We start from the raw sequence: 17,167 nt of genomic DNA on the forward strand, positions 1-17,167 counted from the left end.
CCGTGGTTTGAACGGCGCGGGATTTTTGTCAGGAACCTATCTTAATCGGCTGAATAGCTTAGAAAAAGCCCTTCCGCTGCCACCAGCCGGCGCGCTTCGGCTTTTCCTCGGCCTTTGCCTCGTCGGCAACGCTGGAGGAAACCACCGGCACCGCGGAGGTATCCGCGGCCACGGCTTTGCGCCGTGACGGGCGAGCCTTGGCGGGCTCGTCGTCGACGGTCGTTTCCGTGGCGGCATCGGCCGCAGCGGGGGCGGCAGCTTCGACGGCAGCTTCCGGTGCAGCCTCGGCCGCCGTCTCATCGGCGACTTCCACCACAGCCTTCTTTGCCCTTGAAGCGCGCTTCTTCTTCGGCTTTTCGGCTGGAGCGTCGTCGTTCGCCGCGGCGGGAGCCGCTGCTTCTTCAACCGCTACGGCTGCTACGGGCTCGCTTGCGGCCGTTCCGACTTCAGCGGCCTCGGCCACCGAGGCGGTTTCGCCGGCTTCGGTCTCCGTGCCGTCTTCGCGACGATTGCGCTTGCCGCCGCGCTTGCCGCGACGGCGCTTCTTGCCCTGGGCGTCATCTGATGCTTCCACCGTTTCGACGGCGCCAACCTGGGCTTCGTCTTGCTGTGTTGCATCGTCATCGCCTGGTTCAGCGGCAAAGTCGTCGCTTGCCGCCGAAACCGAAGCACCTTCGGCGCCATGCTCGCGATCGCCATGTTCGCGTTCGCGATCCTTGCCGCCGCGCCGCCTGCGGCGCTTGCGACGCTTGCGGTCGCGGCCTTCGCCGTCCTCAGCCGATCTCGGCTGCTGCTGCTGCGATTGCGGCTGCGCCTGGCGCGGCTGCTCGGCCTGTACCACAACCTCGTCGTCTTCCTCCTCGATGACGATCTCGTCCTCGGGCTCTTCCGGCTCGACATAGGCCGGGAAGGTTCGGGCTTCGACAAAGCCTTCCGGCTTTTCGGCAATGGCGCCGCGGAAGATCGCGTAGTGCTGCACACCGACCGTATCATCGGCCTCGACGGTGATGGTCAGGCCAAAGCGGCTTTCGAGTTCCACCAGCGTGCCGCGCTTGTGGTTGAGCACATAGAGAGCGGTCGCCGCCGGAGTCCGCACCGTGATGTGGCTGCGCGAATCCTTGAGCAGGAATTCCTCGATCGCCCGCACCACCATCAGCGCCACCGACGAATCGGAGCGCACATGGCCGGTGCCGCCGCAATGAGGGCACGGCTTCATGGTTGATTCCAGCACGCTGGCGCGGATGCGCTGGCGCGACATCTCCATCAGACCGAAATGCGAGATGCGGCCGACCTGGATGCGGGCTCGGTCGTTCTTGAGGTGATCCTTCAGCCGCTTCTCGACGGAGCGGTTGTTGCGGTTCTCCTCCATGTCGATGAAGTCGATGACGATCAGGCCGGCGAGATCGCGCAGCCTTAATTGCCTGGCGACTTCTTCCGCCGCTTCAAGGTTGGTGTGGAGAGCGGTGTCCTCGATCGAGTGCTCCTTGGTGGAGCGGCCCGAATTGACGTCGATGGCGACCAGCGCCTCGGTCTGGTTGATGATGATATAGCCGCCGCTCTTCAGCGTCACCTGGGGCTGCAGCATGCGGTCGAGCTGCGCCTCGATCCCGTTGCGCACGAAGATCGGCGTCGTGTCGCGGAACGGCTGAACCACCTTGGCGTGGCTCGGCATCAGCATGCGCATGAAATCCTTGGCCTCGCGGTAGCCTTCCTCGCCGGAGACAAGAATCTCGTCAATATCCTTGTTGTAGAGGTCGCGCACCGAGCGCTTGATCAGGCTGCCTTCCTCATAGACGAGGGCAGGGGCGGTGGATTGCAGCGTCAGATTGCGGACGTTTTCCCAAAGCCGCATCAGATATTCGTAGTCGCGCTTGATTTCCGCCTTGGTGCGGCTTTCGCCGGCGGTGCGCAGGATGACGCCCATGCCCTGCGGCACTTCGAGATCGGCAACGACCTCCTTGAGGCGCTTGCGGTCGACCGCACTGGTGATCTTGCGCGAAATGCCGCCGCCGCGTGCGGTGTTGGGCATCAGCACCGAATAGCGGCCGGCAAGCGACAGATAGGTGGTGAGTGCAGCGCCCTTGTTGCCGCGCTCTTCCTTGACCACCTGCACCAGCAGGATCTGCCGGCGCTTGATGACTTCCTGAATCTTGTACTGGCGGCGCACCGGCTTGCGGCGGCTGCGCACCTCTTCCAGCGCATCCTCGGCGCCTACGGATTCGATCTCGTGGTCGTCCGGATGCGAGGACTGCACCTCTTCCAGCATGCCGCGATCATTGTCCTCGGAGGTGGCTTCGCCACTTGCCTCGCTGGACGACCTTTCGTCACCCGGCTCCGCCGCAGGGACAGCTTCGGAGATCACATCCGCTTCGACGCTTGCCGCGATCGATGTCGGGCCGCCTTCCGACGGTTCGGTCCCGGATGTCTCGGCGTCGGAGGCTTCGCTGTCGCCATGCCCGGCATGATCGTCATGCCCGGCGGTATTGGCCGCGGCATGCTCGGAAGCAGGCGCTTCGGAGACGGCATCGCTGCCGGCATCGCCATGTTCGCCGTTCTCATCATCGGCGCCGGCGTCGCGCTTGTGTTCGCCGCGCTCACGACCCTTGCCGCCGCGCCGGCGGCCGCGCCGGCCGCGATCGCGACTCTGGCGGTCGTCGCCGTCATTGTCCTCGTTCTCCTCGTCCTCCGCTTCCTGCGCTTCAGCGCGCAGCAAAGCCTGACGATCGGCGACCGGGATCTGGTAATAGTCGGGGTGAATTTCACTGAAGGCGAGGAAACCGTGACGGTTGCCGCCATATTCGACAAAGGCTGCCTGGAGGGAAGGTTCGACACGCGTTACGCGGGCGAGATAGATGTTTCCTTTGAGCTGCTTCTTGTCCTGAGATTCAAAGTCGAATTCTTCAATACGGTTACCGCGGATAACGACAACGCGTGTTTCCTCCGGGTGGGAGGCGTCTATCAGCATTTTGTTGGGCATTATTTCGTTTCCTCCCGGCAGCCGTCAGCCGCAGCTTGCGAGGCAAAGCCCGCTGCTGCGTGTCTGGGATGTGGGTGCCGGATGTCTGAATGTCCGCCGGACGCCGCTTGAGCGCCATGGCGGTGCCGCCCGCAGCCACAATGGCGCGGTTTGATGCGGACCTTTCCATGATTGCGCTTGAAGCCATCGTCACCAGCAGAACCTTTTGAACCAAAGCCCGGACGAACCGGACCAGCTTGTTTGCTCATACAGAGCCGGCACGGGAACAAACCCGGCCGTTTTCCTCACGCAGGCGATTCCCCCGCCACGGGCGCACACCTGCGAAATTCGTCGCGATCACCTGAAGCCTTTTCGCTGGAGCGAAAGGAGCCGCCTTTCATCTGACCTGTAGCAGGAAGCTGCGGGAGAAGCGGTTCCAGGATTGCAGTGATCCACCATCGCTTTTATGATTTGACGGGGTGGAAGGCAACCCCGATTTCGGATGCCGGCAAAAAGCAGTGCCGTAACGGAAGCACAGGCCTTAATCCTCAATGAAAAGGCTTGGTTAACCTTCTCTGGATACCAATCGTTAATCGAGTCTGCGGCCTGACCGGCATTTCGACCAACCACGCGGGCGCAAGCGCCAAACCGGGAGCGACTGCAAAGAAATGGGACTGGCGGGCATCACAGACAAGGGCCATGGCCGTGCAGGCCGTTTCCTGCGCGCTGCCGGTGTGCTGTTGCTGCTGGCGCTTTGCCTTGCTTTTGCGCCGGTTTCACGCGCCGCCGATGCGCCACTCGGCGCCACCGCCTACAAGATGGCCGGCGACGCAACCAAGATGCGCATCGTCATCGATTTCGACCGCGAGCCCGACATCAAATGGTTCCTGCTGCGCGCCCCCAACCGGCTGGTCGTGGACCTGCCGCGCACCCGATTCGCCATCGGCGCGAAGGACGCCAAGGCCCGCGGCCTGGTCAAGGCGGTGCGTTATGGCGATCAGGGCGAGGGATCGCGGCTGATCCTGACCGGCAAGGGGCCGTTCTCGGTCGACAAGCTCGAGGTGCTCAAGAACGAGGACGGCGCAGGCTATCGCATCGCCATCGACATGTCGGCAGCCTCCGACCGCGAGTTCGACGAAGCCCTTGCCAACCAGGCGCTGACCACCGGCTCGACCGTCTCCACCGACAAGGGCTCCAGGGTCGGCACAGGGCCGATCTCCAATCCCGGGCATCGCTTCACCATCGTCATCGATCCCGGCCATGGCGGCATCGACGGTGGCGCCGAAGGCCTCAACGGCACCATCGAGAAGAACGTGACGCTGGCCTTCGCCACCGAACTGCGCGACAAGCTCGCCGCCGTCGGCAACTACGACGTGTTCATGACGCGCCATACCGACGAGTTCCTGCGGCTCGATGACCGCGTGCGCATCGCCCGTCAGCACGAGGCCGACCTTTTGATCTCGATCCATGCCGACACGATCAGCGTCAAGGGTATCAGAGGCGCCACCGTCTATACCGTCTCCGACAAGGCATCCGACCCGGAAGCGCAGGCGCTTGCCGACCGCGAAAACCTCTCCGACCAGTTCGCCGGCATGGTGATCAAGGACGACAACAAGGAAGTCACCGACATACTGATCGACCTGATCCGCCGCGAGACGCATAATTTCTCGATGAGCTTTGCCCACACTCTGGTCGGCCAGTTGTCCACCAGCGTCGGCCTGATCAACAATCCGCAGCGCTCGGCCGGCTTCAAAGTGCTGAAAGCGCCCGATGTGCCGTCGGTGCTGGTCGAACTCGGCTATCTCTCCAACGCCAAGGATGAGGCGCAACTGCTCGACGCCGACTGGCGCGGCAAGGCGGCGCAGAGCATCACCAACGCAGTCGCCCTGTTTGCCTCCGCCAAGATGGGAACGGGAACCGGAGGCTGAGATGGTCGCCGCCGCCCACGACCGGAGGCAGCGTTGCACGGGGACAACACCAGGCGCTTTTATTTCCGGTGGGGGATGCCGAAACCGGGCACTGCCGTATTTTGCCCACATGGTGGCGACATGGGTTTTCCATCACGGATCGGGACAGTTGCGAAGGCTTGCGCGAAAGGCGGCTTCGTCTAGGAAATTCCCGGACCTCGGACTGGAGCGGGCATGATTCGTCTTATCGGCTATTTCTTTGGTATCGGCACGACGCTGGCGCTTATCGTCGCCGCGGGCGTGGCGATATACATCAGCCATCTATCGAAAGACCTGCCCGACTACGAGGTTCTGGCCAAGTACGAGCCGCCGGTGACGACCCGCATCCATGCTTCCGACGGCTCGCTGATGGCCGAATATGCGCGCGAACGGCGGCTCTATCTGCCGATCCAGGCGGTTCCGGACCGGGTCAAGGCGGCGTTCCTGTCGGCCGAGGACAAGAATTTCTACAACCATCCCGGCATCGACATCACCGGGCTTGGCCGCGCCATCTACGTCAACCTGCAGAATCTGGGTTCGGGCAGGCGCCAGGTCGGCGCCTCGACCATCACCCAGCAGGTGGCGAAGAACTTCCTCTTGTCCTCGGACCAGACCTACGAGCGCAAGATCAAGGAGATGATCCTGGCCTTCCGCATCGAGCAGGCTTATTCGAAGGACCGCATCCTTGAGCTCTATCTCAACGAAATCTTCTTCGGTTTCGGCGCCTATGGCGTTGCGGGCGCGGCACTGACCTATTTCGACAAGTCGGTCAACGAACTCACGGTCGCGGAAGCCGCTTATCTGGCGTCGCTGCCGAAGGGGCCCAACAACTACCATCCCTTCAAGCATGCCGACCGCGCCATCGAGCGCCGCAACTGGGTCATCGACCAGATGGTCGAGAACGGGTACGTGACGCGCGAGGAAGGCGACAAGGCCAAGGCCGAGCCGCTCGGCGTGACGCCGCGTCGCAATGGCTCCTATCTGTTTGCGGGTGAATATTTCACCGAGGAAGTGCGCCGCCAGATCATCTCGCGCTATGGCGAGAACGCGCTCTATGAGGGCGGCCTTTCGGTGCGCACGACGCTCGATCCGAAGATCCAGCTCATCGCCCGCAAGTCTATGCAGAACGGCTTGCTCAAATACGACACGCTGCGCGGCTATCGCGGACCGGTGACGCATATCGATGCTTCCGGCGACTGGGGCGTGGCGCTGGGCAACGTCAAGGGGCTGGAAGACGTGCCGGAATGGTCGCTTGCCGTCGTGCTCGACAGCTCGGCGACCGGCCTTTCCATCGGCCTGCAGCCGACGCGGCAGATTTCGGGCGATATCGTCAAGGAACGCGTCGAAGGCGCCGTCAGCAAGGAAGACATGAGCTTTGCCATGCGCCATGTGGTCGATGGCAAGACGGTCAAGGCCAAGTCTCCGGCCGATGTACTGCAGCCCGGCGACGTCATCTTCGTGCAGAAGAACGAAGGGTCGGAAGGCGCCTACACGTTGCGCCAGGTGCCGGAAGTGGAGGGCGGCCTGATCGCCATGGATCCACATACCGGCCGCGTGCTGGCCATGGTCGGCGGCTTCTCCTATGCGCAGTCGGAGTTCAACCGCGCCACGCAGGCGATGCGCCAGCCGGGATCGTCCTTCAAGCCGATCGTCTATTCGGCCGCGCTCGACAATGGCTATACGCCGGCCTCTGTGATCATGGACGGACCGATCACCATCCAGAGCGGCACCACGACCTGGACGCCGAAGAACTATGACGGCACGGTGGCCGGTCCCGCGACCTTGCGCTCCGGCATCGAAAAGTCGCGCAATTTGATGACGGTGCGGCTCGCCAACGACATGGGCATGAAGCTGGTGGTGGAATATGCCGAGAGGTTCGGCGTCTACGACCATCTGGCGCCGTATCTGCCTATGGCGCTGGGCTCCGGCGAGACGACGGTGATGCGCATGGTGTCGGCCTATTCGATCATGGCCAATGGCGGCAAGTCGATCAAACCCTCGCTCATCGACCGCATCCAGGACCGCTACGGCAAGACCGTGTTCAAGCAGGACGAGCGCGGCTGCGAAGGCTGCAATGCGCCCGAATGGAACAACCAGCCCGAACCGGAACTGGTCGACAATTCCGAGCAGGTGCTCGATCCGATGACCGCCTACCAGATCACCTCGATGATGGAAGGCGTGGTCCAGCGCGGCACCGGCGCCACCATCGCCGAGCTTGGCCGCCACATCGCCGGCAAGACCGGAACGACCAATGACGAGAAAGACGCCTGGTTCATCGGCTATACGCCGAACCTCGTCGTCGGCCTCTACATGGGTTACGACACGCCGCGCGGTCTCGGCCATGGCGCCACCGGCGGTGGTCTGGCGGCGCCTATCTTCAAGGACTTCATGCGCGTTGCGCTGGACGGCACGCCCAATGTCGACTTCAAGGTGCCGGAAGGCATGAACCTGATCGCGATCAACCGCAAGACCGGCATGCGTGCCGCGTCGGACGATCCCGGCACCATCATCGAAGCCTTCAAGCCCGGCACCGGCCCGGCCGACAGCTATTGGGTGATCGGCATGGGCGCCGACGGGTCCAACGGCGCCGGCGGACCGCTATCGCCGCAGGCTACGGAAGCCATCCAGGCACCCGGCGGCGGGCTTTACTGACGACCTGATTTCTTAAGCTGAATGGGCTGGCTTGTTGAGCCGGCCCATTTCGCTTTACAGGCAGCAATGCCGTGCCTATGTATCGCGCCGACCCAAGCGCCACTTCGAAAACAGGACAGAACAACCAGCCATGCGCGCGGAAACGCAGAATATTGTCGACGAGATCAGGCAGGCGATCACCCTGCTGAGGAGGCATCTTTGACTGGGATCAGGCCATAAAACGGCTTGAATACCTGAACGTGCGCGCCGAGGATTCCAGCCTCTGGAATGATCCGCTGGAAGCGCAGAAGCTGATGCGCGAGCGCCAGGGCCTCGAAGACGGGATCGCCGGCGTCAAAAGCCTGACTCAGGCGCTGGAAGACAATATCGGCCTGATCGAACTGGGTGAGGAAGAGGGCGACCAGAGCGTGATCGCCGAGGCGGAAGCAGCCCTCCGCTCGATGCAGGGCGAGGCCAAGGCCCGCCAGGTCGAGACGCTGCTGTCGGGCGAGGCCGACGCCAACGACACCTATCTCGAAGTCCATGCCGGCGCCGGCGGCACCGAGAGCCAGGACTGGGCCTCGATGCTTCTGCGCATGTACACGCGCTGGGCCGAGCGTCGCCGTTTCAAGGTCGAAGTGCTGGAAGTCCATGACGGCGAAGAGGCCGGCATCAAGTCCGCCACGCTCCTGATCAAGGGCCACAATGCCTATGGCTGGCTGAAGACCGAGTCGGGCGTTCATCGCCTGGTCCGCATTTCACCCTATGACAGCAATGCGCGCCGCCACACGTCCTTCTCCAGCGTCTGGGTCTACCCGGTCGTCGATGACAGGATCGAGATCGACGTCTCGGAATCGGATGTACGCATCGACACCTACCGCTCATCCGGTTCGGGCGGCCAGCACGTCAACACCACGGACTCGGCGGTTCGCATCACCCATATCGCCACCGGCATCGCGGTTGCCTGCCAGGCCGAACGCTCGCAGCACAAGAACAAGGCGAAGGCCTGGGAAATGCTGCGCTCGCGCCTTTACGAGGAAGAGCTGAAGAAGCGCGAAGCGGTGGCCAATGCCACAGAAGCGTCGAAGAGCGACATCGGCTGGGGTCACCAGATCCGTTCCTATGTGCTGCAGCCCTACCAGTTGGTGAAGGACCTGCGCACCGGCGTCGAGAGCACCAGCCCGTCGAGCGTGCTCGACGGCGACCTCGACGACTTCATGGAAGCTTCGTTGTCGCAGCGCATCGAGGGCGGTGCCGGTGAAGCCGTGGCCGACCTCGACTAGGATATGTCCATATTCAGGTGAGGCCGGCCTGCGAATGGCTGATTCCTGCGCTTCCGCCACTTTCGACTCGGCTGACTTGAATAAGAACATCCCTGGGCGGGGGAGCGAAGGAGGAACCATGACTCGCAGGCTCACCGGCAAATGCTTTTGCGGCGCGGTCCAGTATGAAGTGGCGGACGAGTTCGTCTATGCCGCCAACTGCCATTGTTCGAACTGCCGGCGCACCACAGGTTCCGCCTTCAAGCCCTTCGCCGGCATCGAGCGCGAGAAACTTGCCCTTGCCGAAGGGCATCACGGGCTCATCCATTTCGGCGATGACAGCGGCCACGATGCGCATTGCAGCCGCTGCGGCTCGTTGCTGTATTCGCTGGTCCGCGACGGCGCCTATGTCCATGTCGCCATGGGCACGCTGGTCGACGATCCGACGATCCGGCCGACCGCGCACATCTTCGTCGGCTCCAAAGCGCCATGGTTCACCATCGCCGACGACTTGCCGCAATATGAAGGGCATGTGATCGCCGGTCCAGGCGACGTATAGGCTGGAACCACATACGGCCAATCCCGTTGTTTCGTTGCCCGTCTGCCGGGATTTGAGCCTGGCCTTGGATCTCGTCAGCGGTTGCAGATAGCGGCGTAGATGTGCGGCCTCGCGCAGCAACTTCTTGCGCCGGCCAAGGAATCAGCCCAGCATCCGAGGGCTGGAAGAGAAAAAGCATTTATGGCCGGACGCGGCATATCTGCGACCTGACGATCCGGCCACTGGGAAGACACGTTCCGGGAACGGGCAAGCGAAACGCTTGATGCTCGTTTGAAAGGAACGCTTCCATGTCTGCTGCCACTCTCCGATCGGCCAGAGCCGTTCAACCGGCTGGCCGACTCCTGTTTTCAATGTTCGTGACCCCGATCTTTGCCATCGCGATGCTTGCGATGGCGGTGCTGACCGCACCCGCCTTCGCCCATGACGCCAAGCCCACGGCGGCGAAGCCGCAAGGCTGGAGTTATCCCTTCGCCTGCTGTGCAAACTACGACTGCCGCACCACCCATACCGGCGAGGTGCTGGAAAAGCCGGAGGGCTATGTCATCGCCGGAACGGGGGAGGTCGTTCCGATGAGCGACAAGCGGGTCAAGGACTCACCCGACGGCGATTTCCACTGGTGCGCGCACCAGGCCGGCCTCGACGCAGGCAAGACGATCTGCCTGTTCGTGCCACCGCGTTCCTACTGAGTTCTGTTGGCGGTTCTCATCGGACCTTGGTGCTGAAGGCGCTTGCGTCAGACGGCAGCAGCGAGTGCTGAGGCGAAGTCGCGATACGGCCGCAGTGGGCGACCCAGAAGTGCCGTCAGGCGCTCGACGTCGCCGGTCTCGGGCAGCATCCCGTCGGTAAAGAAACGCTCGCCATCAGGCGCATGTCGTAGGCCATCCAGGCGGGCAGGAACTGCTTGAGATTTTGCTCAAAACCCTCCGTATTGTCGCCGCTGTAGCTGATCGGACGGGCGAGTACGTCTGACCAGATTGCGGCAATGTTCGTCCCGGTCAGTGTCTGCGGACCGACGAGGTTGATCCTCTCGAACGCAAGCGGCTCCTTGGACTGTTCGCGACGCAGCAGCTCAAGGGCGGCGATCTCGGCGATATCGCGGGCGTCGATCATGGCGAGACCCTTGGGGCCGATCGGCATTGGGTAGGTGCCGTAGCCGGTGATGACGTCTTCGACCGTCAGATCGTTCTGGATGAAGTAGGCCGGGCGCAAGACCGTAGCTTTGAAGTCCATCTGCTCGATCATTCGCTCGACGCCGAACTTGCCCGCGAAATGCGGCACGTTCACATAGACGTCAGCGTGGATCACCGAGAGATAGACGATCCGCTCGATGCCGGCCGATCGGGCGACGTTCAAGGCGATCAAAGCCTGGGTGAATTCGTCCGGCACCACGGCGTTCAAGAGAAACAGCGTGGAAACGCCAGACATGGCTTTGCGCAGCGAATCGACATCGAGAAAGTCGCCTTGCGCGACGGATACGCCTGCCGGAAAACTGGCTTTCGACGGATCGCGCACGAGAGCACGCACATCGGCGCCGCGCTTGGCGAGCTGTTCGACGACTTGGCGGCCGATATTGCCTGTGGCGCCGGTAACGAGAATGGTCATGGATTTTCTCCTGTTGGGTTGCTTGACAGCCCCAATATGTGTGGCTCACAAAGAGCCCAGTAGACGGCAATTTTAGACACGTCGTCTCACTGGTGGGACAGTCATGGATCTTTTAGCCCTTGCCGATTTTAACCTCGTGGCTCGCCATGGCGGCTTCGGCAAAGCGGCAAGGTCCACCGGCCGGCCCAAGGCAACGTTGTCCCGGCGCGTTGGCGAATTGGAAAGCAGTCTCGATCTGCGTCTGTTCGAACGGGGTGCGCGTAACCTGAAGCTGACCGAAGAAGGACGGGCGCTCTTCGAGCGGACGGGGGCGTTGCTTGCCGAGCTGGACGAGACGGCATCGGCGATTGCCTCGGGCGGTCAGAGACCCAAGGGCAGATTGCGGATCAGCGCGCCTTTGCATTTTTCGCAGACTGCAATGGGGAGGGTCGCTGCGGGATTTGCCCTGAGGTATCCTGAGGTGAGGCTTGAAGTGACCACCGAAGACCGGCATGTCGACATGATCGAGGAAGGCTACGATCTGGTAATCCGGGTCAATCCGGATCCCGATGAAAGCCTGGTCGGACGGGCGTTTCTCCGCGACCGCCTGGTCGTTGTCGCGAGCCCGGACCTTCCTCGCCCGGCCGATGGGCTCGCCGCTCCTGGCGTTGCGCGCGGGACAGGCGAGCGGCAAACATGGCAGGTGAAGACACCAGGTGGCTGGGCAACACTTAGAATCGAGCCGGTCCTCGCCTTGTCGACGCTCATCATGGTCCGCGATGCGGTGCGAGCCGGCGTCGGCGCAGGACGGCTTCCCATTTCGTTGGTGGCCCACGACCTGGCTGACGGCACACTGGTGAATTGGGGGGATATCGACGGCCCCGAAATTTCTCTATGGACGCTCTACCCCTCGCGGCGGCTGCTCAGCGCGCGCGTGTCGGCGTTCCTGGATTTTCTGAAACAGGCTTTCCCAAACGGGACGCCGGACGAACTGGCCGCCTATATCGGCAGGTGACGACAATTGGGAGGTGACGACGGGCCCGCTTTAGCCAGAGCGCCGGTCGGCTCGGTCGACCGGAGCCTGCTGACAGACAGTTGTCAGGAGCCTTCCTTTATGGTGCCTTGCCGCATGGGTGGCGGGCAACGGAGAGGAAGGCTTTTCATGACCATCAAGGCCAGCTGTCATTGCAAGGCGACGACGTTCGAGGTTTCGGAGGCGCCCGAGACGGTAACACAATGCACCTGCTCGTTCTGCTCCAAGCGCGGTTCGCTGTGGGCTTACTACGTTCCGTCGCAATTCAAGCTCACCAGCTCGCCGGAAAACGTTTCCTTCTATCAATGGGGATCGAAGACCGTCAAACACGGGTTTTGCGCCATTTGCGGCTGCGGCACCTTCACCGAAACGCCGGACTGGTCGACCGGCAAACCGGACTTCGACAATCCCAAGATATCAGTCAATTCGCGGCTGTTCGATGATTTCGACCTCGACAAGGTCGAAGTGGTCGTCATTGACGGCAAGAACCTCTGGTAGGCCAGCGCCAACCGCCGAAGCGGAAGAGTGGCGCGAGCGGGGAAAAGCCGCTTTCGCCGCTCGGTTTTTCGCCGCATTTCATGTTACAAGACCGGAGAAGGGCTTATATGCGCGAGCCGCAAAGGCCGCGATTTGGAGAGGGACGATCCTTATGAAAAAGACTGTGCTCGTCGCCGTTGCGACGGCTGTGCTGGTGAGTGCCTGCACCACGACCGATCCGTACACCGGCGAGCAGAAGGTTTCGAACACCGCAGCCGGCGCCGGCCTTGGTGCCCTGGCGGGTGCGGGCCTCGGCCTGCTTGCCGGCGGCAATGACCGCCGCAACGCGCTGATCGGCGCCGGTATCGGCGCGCTGGCCGGCGGCGCCATCGGCGCGACCATGGACCAGAACGAGGCTGAACTGCGCCGCCAACTCGAAGGCACCGGCGTCAGCGTCACCCGCACCGGCGACCAGATCATCCTCAACATGCCGTCCGACATTACTTTCAACGTCGACCAGGATGCGGTGAAGCCCGGCTTCTACCAGGTGCTGAACTCGGTTGCGCTGGTGCTGAAGAAGTTCAAGCAGACCACGGTCGACGTGTTCGGCCATACCGATTCGACCGGTGGCGACGAACACAATTTCGATCTGTCGCAGCGCCGTGCATTGGCGGTCGCCAACTATCTCTCGGGCCAAGGTGTCGATTCGCGCCGCTTCGCCGTCACCGGTTTCGGCAAGACCCGTCCGATCGCGTCCAATGGAACGGCGGCCGGCCGTGCGCAGAACCGGCGCGTCGAGATCCAGCTTTCGCCGCTGACCTGAATTGTTCGGCATCGAAATGCGAAGGCGGCCCCCGCAAGGGGCCGCTTTCTTTTTGGGCTCCTGTGGTCCGCCAAAAGGTCTAATGCATTAGAGATTTCTAATAATCCCTTTCCGGAGACCTTTGAAGAGATTAGCATTGGCGCGGTTCCAGAGGGGATGGGGCGATACAAACGGCCGCGCAGTCACTTAGTCGGCCCCGGTCCTGCACGGCCAGATAAGGAAATCTGGGAGGAATGCATGACAAGAACAGCTCGTCTTGGGCGCTGCGGCGTCCTCATTTTGACAGGTCTGGCCTCAGCTTGGTGCGCAGCCGCCACGGCTCGAGCCGAGGACGCCAACAAAGCCGACATCGAAGCTTTGAAGAAATCGCTCGCCAAATATGAGGACTACACGGTCGCCGTCCGCGACCTTTATCTGTCGACTGTCGGGTGTGTCTATTACAGCGGGGACAGGATCGAGGGCGCAATGGACTATCCGAAGGGCGCTATGGGCATCCATTTCGTCAACGTCCCGAGTGTCGGTCAGAAACTCGATCCGATGCGCCCCAATGTGCTGATCTACGAGCCGACCAAGAAAGGCTTGAGATTGGTTGGCGTGGAATGGCTGGTGCCCCTGACGCCAGACACCAAGGAACCTCCAAAACTATTTGGCCAGACCTTCATGGGACCGATGGAAGGGCACTATCCGCTCATTCCGAGGGAGTTCGTCCACTACGACCTTCATGCTTGGCTGTTCAGAGACAATCCGAACGGCATGTTCAGTCCGACCAACCCGAACGTGAAATGCAGCAAGGCAGAGTTTCCGATGCTGGAAAAACCGACCAAGATGATGCCCGGCCCGATGTGACGGACGGGCCAGGATAGGAGCGTACCAAGAGTGCAAGCCGGGTGATCGGCTTGCCTTGCGAATACCAAACCGGAAATCAGACCTTGGCGACGATCTTCATGAAGGCCGGCATGTCGTCGCCGAAGCCGACGGTGCCGTCATTGTCTTCACCGCGGTTGTTGCCGCGGGCAGGGCGGCTGTTGCTGGCGCGCTGCGGCCTTGTGTCGCCGCGTTCCGGGGCGCGGTTCTCGTTGTTGCGATCGGAGACCTTGCGGTCGCTGTTTTCGGAGCGGATCGCTTCCTTGCGCTGATGCCGTTCGCCGATGTCGGCGACCGCGGCCTCGGCTACCACCGGCTGTTCCTCGCGCGCGGCATCTGCCGCCGGCGCGTCGTCACTGCGCTTGGCATGGCGTTCGCGCGGCTTGCGCTCGCCACCGTCCTTGCGATCATGGGGCTTGCGGTCCTCGTCCTTGCGGCCGGCGCGGCGCGGAGCGCCACGGCCACGGCGGGGCGCTTCGTCCTCGCCGCCTTCGCTGGCGACCACGGTCGACAGGTCGCCGTCATGCCACTCGATCTTGTTGCCGATCAGCCGCTCGATGGCGTCGATGTATTTGGTGTCGGACTTGGTGGCGATGGTGAAGGATTTGCCCGAGCGTCCGGCGCGGCCGGTGCGGCCGATGCGGTGGACATAGTCTTCGGCGTGGATCGGCACGTCGTAGTTGAAGACGTGGCTGACGTCGGGAATGTCGAGGCCGCGCGCGGCGACGTCGGACGCCACGAGATAGCGCAATTTGCCATCGCGGAAATTGGCCAGCATCTGCATGCGGGCGCGCTGGTCCATGTCGCCATGCAGGGCGCCAGCGTCGAAGTCATACTTCAACAGCGAGCGGAACAGCTCCGCTACCTCGACCTTGCGGTTGCAGAAAATGATAGCGTTCTTCAGCTCGGCGTCTTCGGCCTTTATCAGATTGCGTAGCGTCTCGCGCTTGTCCCACGGCTTGGAGCCGGACTTGACCAGGCGCTGGATGATGTTGGTGGCAGCGGATGCCGCCTTGGACACCTCGACGCGCACCGGCGCATGCAGGAATTTCTCGGTGAGCTTGGTGATCTCCGGCGGCATGGTCGCTGAGAAGAACAGCGTCTGCCTGGTGAACGGGATCATCTCGCAGATGCGCTCGATGTCGGGGATGAAGCCCATGTCCAGCATGCGGTCGGCCTCGTCGATGACGAGGATCTCGACGCCGTTGAGCAACAGCTTGCCGCGCTCGCGGTGATCGAGCAGACGGCCGGGCGTGGCGATCAGCACGTCGGCGCCGCGCTCCAGCTTCTTGTCCTGCTCGTCGAAGGAGACGCCGCCGATCAGCAGCGCGATGTTGAGCTTGTGGTTCTTGCCGTATCTGATGAAATTCTCTTCGACCTGCGCGGCGAGCTCGCGCGTCGGCTCGAGGATCAGCGTGCGCGGCATGCGGGCACGGGCCCTGCCTTTTTCGAGGCGGGTCAGCATCGGCAGCACGAAGGAAGCCGTCTTGCCGGTGCCGGTCTGTGCTATGCCCAGAATATCCTTGCCGAGCAAGGCATGCGGGATGGCGCCAGCCTGGATCGGCGTCGGCACGGTGTAGCCCGCATCGGTGACTGCGGAAAGGACCTTGGGCGACAGGCCGAGGTCTGAAAAGGTCAACGCTTCTAGAGCGGTCGTGGTGTCTGAGGACAAGAGTTGCTGTCTTTGGCTGGTTCGGGGAAGCGCAACGGCATCCGTCGCGGCAAGCACAGCGTGCCTGCAAGATTGGTATTGCGATTAGGCGCAAGCCCGCGATTTGTCAACAGAAACGGGCGGGATTGGCACGATTGTGAAAACGTAAGCTTAATCGCGATGCTTAATTAGGTAGTCACTCTTTGCGCCGGCTCAATAGCGAAACTGCTCGGCGAGAATGCGTTCGTTCCACGAATGGTTGGGATCAAACAGCAGCGTTGCCGTCGCAGTCGGCGATTCGCGGACCGTTACGGAAGCCACCGCCTTGACCTCGGTGTGGTCGGCGGCGGTGTTCACCGGGCGCTTTTCCGACTCCAGAATATCGAAGCGTACGGTCGCCTTGTTTGACAACAAGGCACCCCGCCAACGGCGCGGCCGGAACGGGCTGACCGGGGTCAGCGCGAGCAACGGCGCATCCAGCGGCAGGATCGGCCCGTGCGCCGAAAGATTGTACGCGGTGGAGCCGGCCGGCGTCGCGATCATCACGCCGTCGCAGTTCAGTTCCTCGATTCGTACCTGCTCATCGACGGTGATGCGGATCTTTGCCGTCTGGTAGGACTGACGCCACAGCGCCACCTCGTTGATGGCGAGTGCCGAAACCGTCTCGCCCTCATGCGTCAACGCCAGCATTTCCAGCGGGCGGATCGTTTCGGCGACCGCGGCCGCGATGCGCTCGGTGAGGCCCCCGACGCGGTACTCGTTCATCAGGAAGCCGATGGTGCCACGGTTCATGCCGTAGACCTTCTTTCCCGTGCTCATGGTGTCGCGCAAGGTCTGCAGCAGGAAGCCGTCGCCACCCAGCGCCACCACCACCTGGGCGTCGTCGAAGGATGCCTGGCCATAGCGGGCCGACAGGCTCTCCATCGCCGCCCTGGCATCGGCAGTGTCGGAGGAGACGAAGGCGAGATTGGCTTTGCTCATGACATTCCGATGGCGGTCGGCCGATGGCGGTCGGCGGCGGTTGCGTGGGTAGCATGGGCAAGCGCATCTGCAAAGGGAGGCATCGTCCGGCGCAGTTGCGACCGCGGCGAAACGAAATCGGCGGCTCGCGCTTCATGTCGCCGGAACGGCGAATGTGATGGTTAAGAGCGAGCTTAAACACTCGTAAAGCCTGATCGATCATGTTAGCCGACAGAGGATGGGTGGCTGGGGGGCTAGCCAGTCGAGACCTGTCTATTGCCGGTGACACGCCTGATTATCGTCTTCCTTGTGATGGGAAGTTTCGCCCTTCTCTTTGCGGAGCTTGTGCGGCAGTCCGAAGACATGAGCTCCAGGCCGATGGCCTCACGCTGCGGCGGCGCCGGCGTGCCATGCCCCCAAAACG

12 protein-coding genes and 1 pseudogene are annotated in these 17,167 nt (G+C 62.5%); 9 read left to right on the forward strand and 4 right to left on the reverse strand.

What is annotated here, in order from left to right; translation table 11 throughout:
• Positions 1-58 precede the first annotated feature (58 nt).
• Positions 59-2,977, reverse strand: a complete 2,919-nt coding sequence (locus tag NKI88_RS04000; RefSeq protein ID WP_023691224.1) for a ribonuclease E/G — start codon at positions 2,975-2,977, stop codon at positions 59-61.
• A 647-nt stretch (positions 2,978-3,624) separates the two neighbouring features.
• On the opposite strand from NKI88_RS04000, the gene NKI88_RS04005 reads away from it, so the two are divergent.
• From NKI88_RS04005 to NKI88_RS04025, 5 genes are all read left to right on the forward strand, one after another.
• The gene (locus tag NKI88_RS04005; protein WP_352653803.1) at positions 3,625-4,884 is read left to right on the forward strand and encodes an N-acetylmuramoyl-L-alanine amidase; all 1,260 of its coding nucleotides are present in this window, start codon (positions 3,625-3,627) and stop codon (positions 4,882-4,884) included.
• 213 nt (positions 4,885-5,097) lie between these two features.
• Positions 5,098-7,554, forward strand: coding sequence for a penicillin-binding protein 1A (locus tag NKI88_RS04010; protein WP_352653805.1), 2,457 nt, complete (start codon positions 5,098-5,100; stop codon positions 7,552-7,554).
• 130 nt (positions 7,555-7,684) lie between these two features.
• Positions 7,685-8,816 (forward strand): peptide chain release factor 2 gene (gene prfB / locus NKI88_RS04015; protein ID WP_155922402.1). Its coding sequence is split into 2 segments (ribosomal slippage): positions 7,685-7,750 and positions 7,752-8,816, totalling 1,131 coding nucleotides; the frame shifts between segments, so codons are not numbered across the junction.
• 118 nt (positions 8,817-8,934) lie between these two features.
• Positions 8,935-9,354 carry a GFA family protein gene (locus NKI88_RS04020; protein ID WP_023691227.1) on the forward strand — a complete coding sequence of 140 codons (420 nt, stop codon included), beginning with the start codon at positions 8,935-8,937 and terminating at the stop codon, positions 9,352-9,354.
• Between the two features lie 287 nt (positions 9,355-9,641).
• Positions 9,642-10,040 (forward strand): hypothetical protein, encoded by a 399-nt coding sequence (locus tag NKI88_RS04025; RefSeq protein WP_023729805.1) that lies wholly within the window; start codon positions 9,642-9,644, stop codon positions 10,038-10,040.
• A gap of 47 nt (positions 10,041-10,087) precedes the next feature.
• Here the strand turns inward: NKI88_RS04025 and NKI88_RS04030 are convergent.
• Positions 10,088-10,956, reverse strand: a pseudogene (locus NKI88_RS04030) (NmrA/HSCARG family protein).
• Positions 10,957-11,059: 103 nt separating this feature from the next.
• On the opposite strand from NKI88_RS04030, the gene NKI88_RS04035 reads away from it, so the two are divergent.
• The 4 genes from NKI88_RS04035 (at position 11,060) to NKI88_RS04050 (ending at position 14,114) form a co-directional block, all read left to right on the forward strand.
• Positions 11,060-11,950: a LysR family transcriptional regulator gene (locus NKI88_RS04035; RefSeq protein ID WP_023729803.1), complete on the forward strand. Its 891-nt coding sequence runs from the start codon at positions 11,060-11,062 to the stop codon at positions 11,948-11,950.
• A 147-nt stretch (positions 11,951-12,097) separates the two neighbouring features.
• The gene (locus NKI88_RS04040) at positions 12,098-12,466 is read left to right on the forward strand and encodes a GFA family protein (protein WP_023729802.1); all 369 of its coding nucleotides are present in this window, start codon (positions 12,098-12,100) and stop codon (positions 12,464-12,466) included.
• Positions 12,467-12,617: 151 nt separating this feature from the next.
• Entirely contained in the window at positions 12,618-13,268 is a 651-nt protein-coding gene (locus NKI88_RS04045; protein ID WP_023667470.1) for a YiaD family glycine zipper/OmpA-like lipoprotein, read from the forward strand.
• 237 nt (positions 13,269-13,505) lie between these two features.
• Positions 13,506-14,114 carry a hypothetical protein gene (locus NKI88_RS04050; RefSeq protein WP_023702468.1) on the forward strand — a complete coding sequence of 203 codons (609 nt, stop codon included), beginning with the start codon at positions 13,506-13,508 and terminating at the stop codon, positions 14,112-14,114.
• A 76-nt stretch (positions 14,115-14,190) separates the two neighbouring features.
• Here the strand turns inward: NKI88_RS04050 and NKI88_RS04055 are convergent, their stop codons facing one another.
• Positions 14,191-15,804: a DEAD/DEAH box helicase gene (locus NKI88_RS04055; protein ID WP_031203971.1), complete on the reverse strand. Its 1,614-nt coding sequence runs from the start codon at positions 15,802-15,804 to the stop codon at positions 14,191-14,193.
• Positions 15,805-15,996: 192 nt separating this feature from the next.
• Positions 15,997-16,764: an NAD kinase gene (locus NKI88_RS04060; protein ID WP_352653808.1), complete on the reverse strand. Its 768-nt coding sequence runs from the start codon at positions 16,762-16,764 to the stop codon at positions 15,997-15,999.
• Positions 16,765-17,167 lie beyond the last annotated feature (403 nt).

This window comes from Mesorhizobium sp. M0317, assembly GCF_040321555.1.
In the GTDB taxonomy this organism is placed as follows: domain Bacteria; phylum Pseudomonadota; class Alphaproteobacteria; order Rhizobiales; family Rhizobiaceae; genus Mesorhizobium.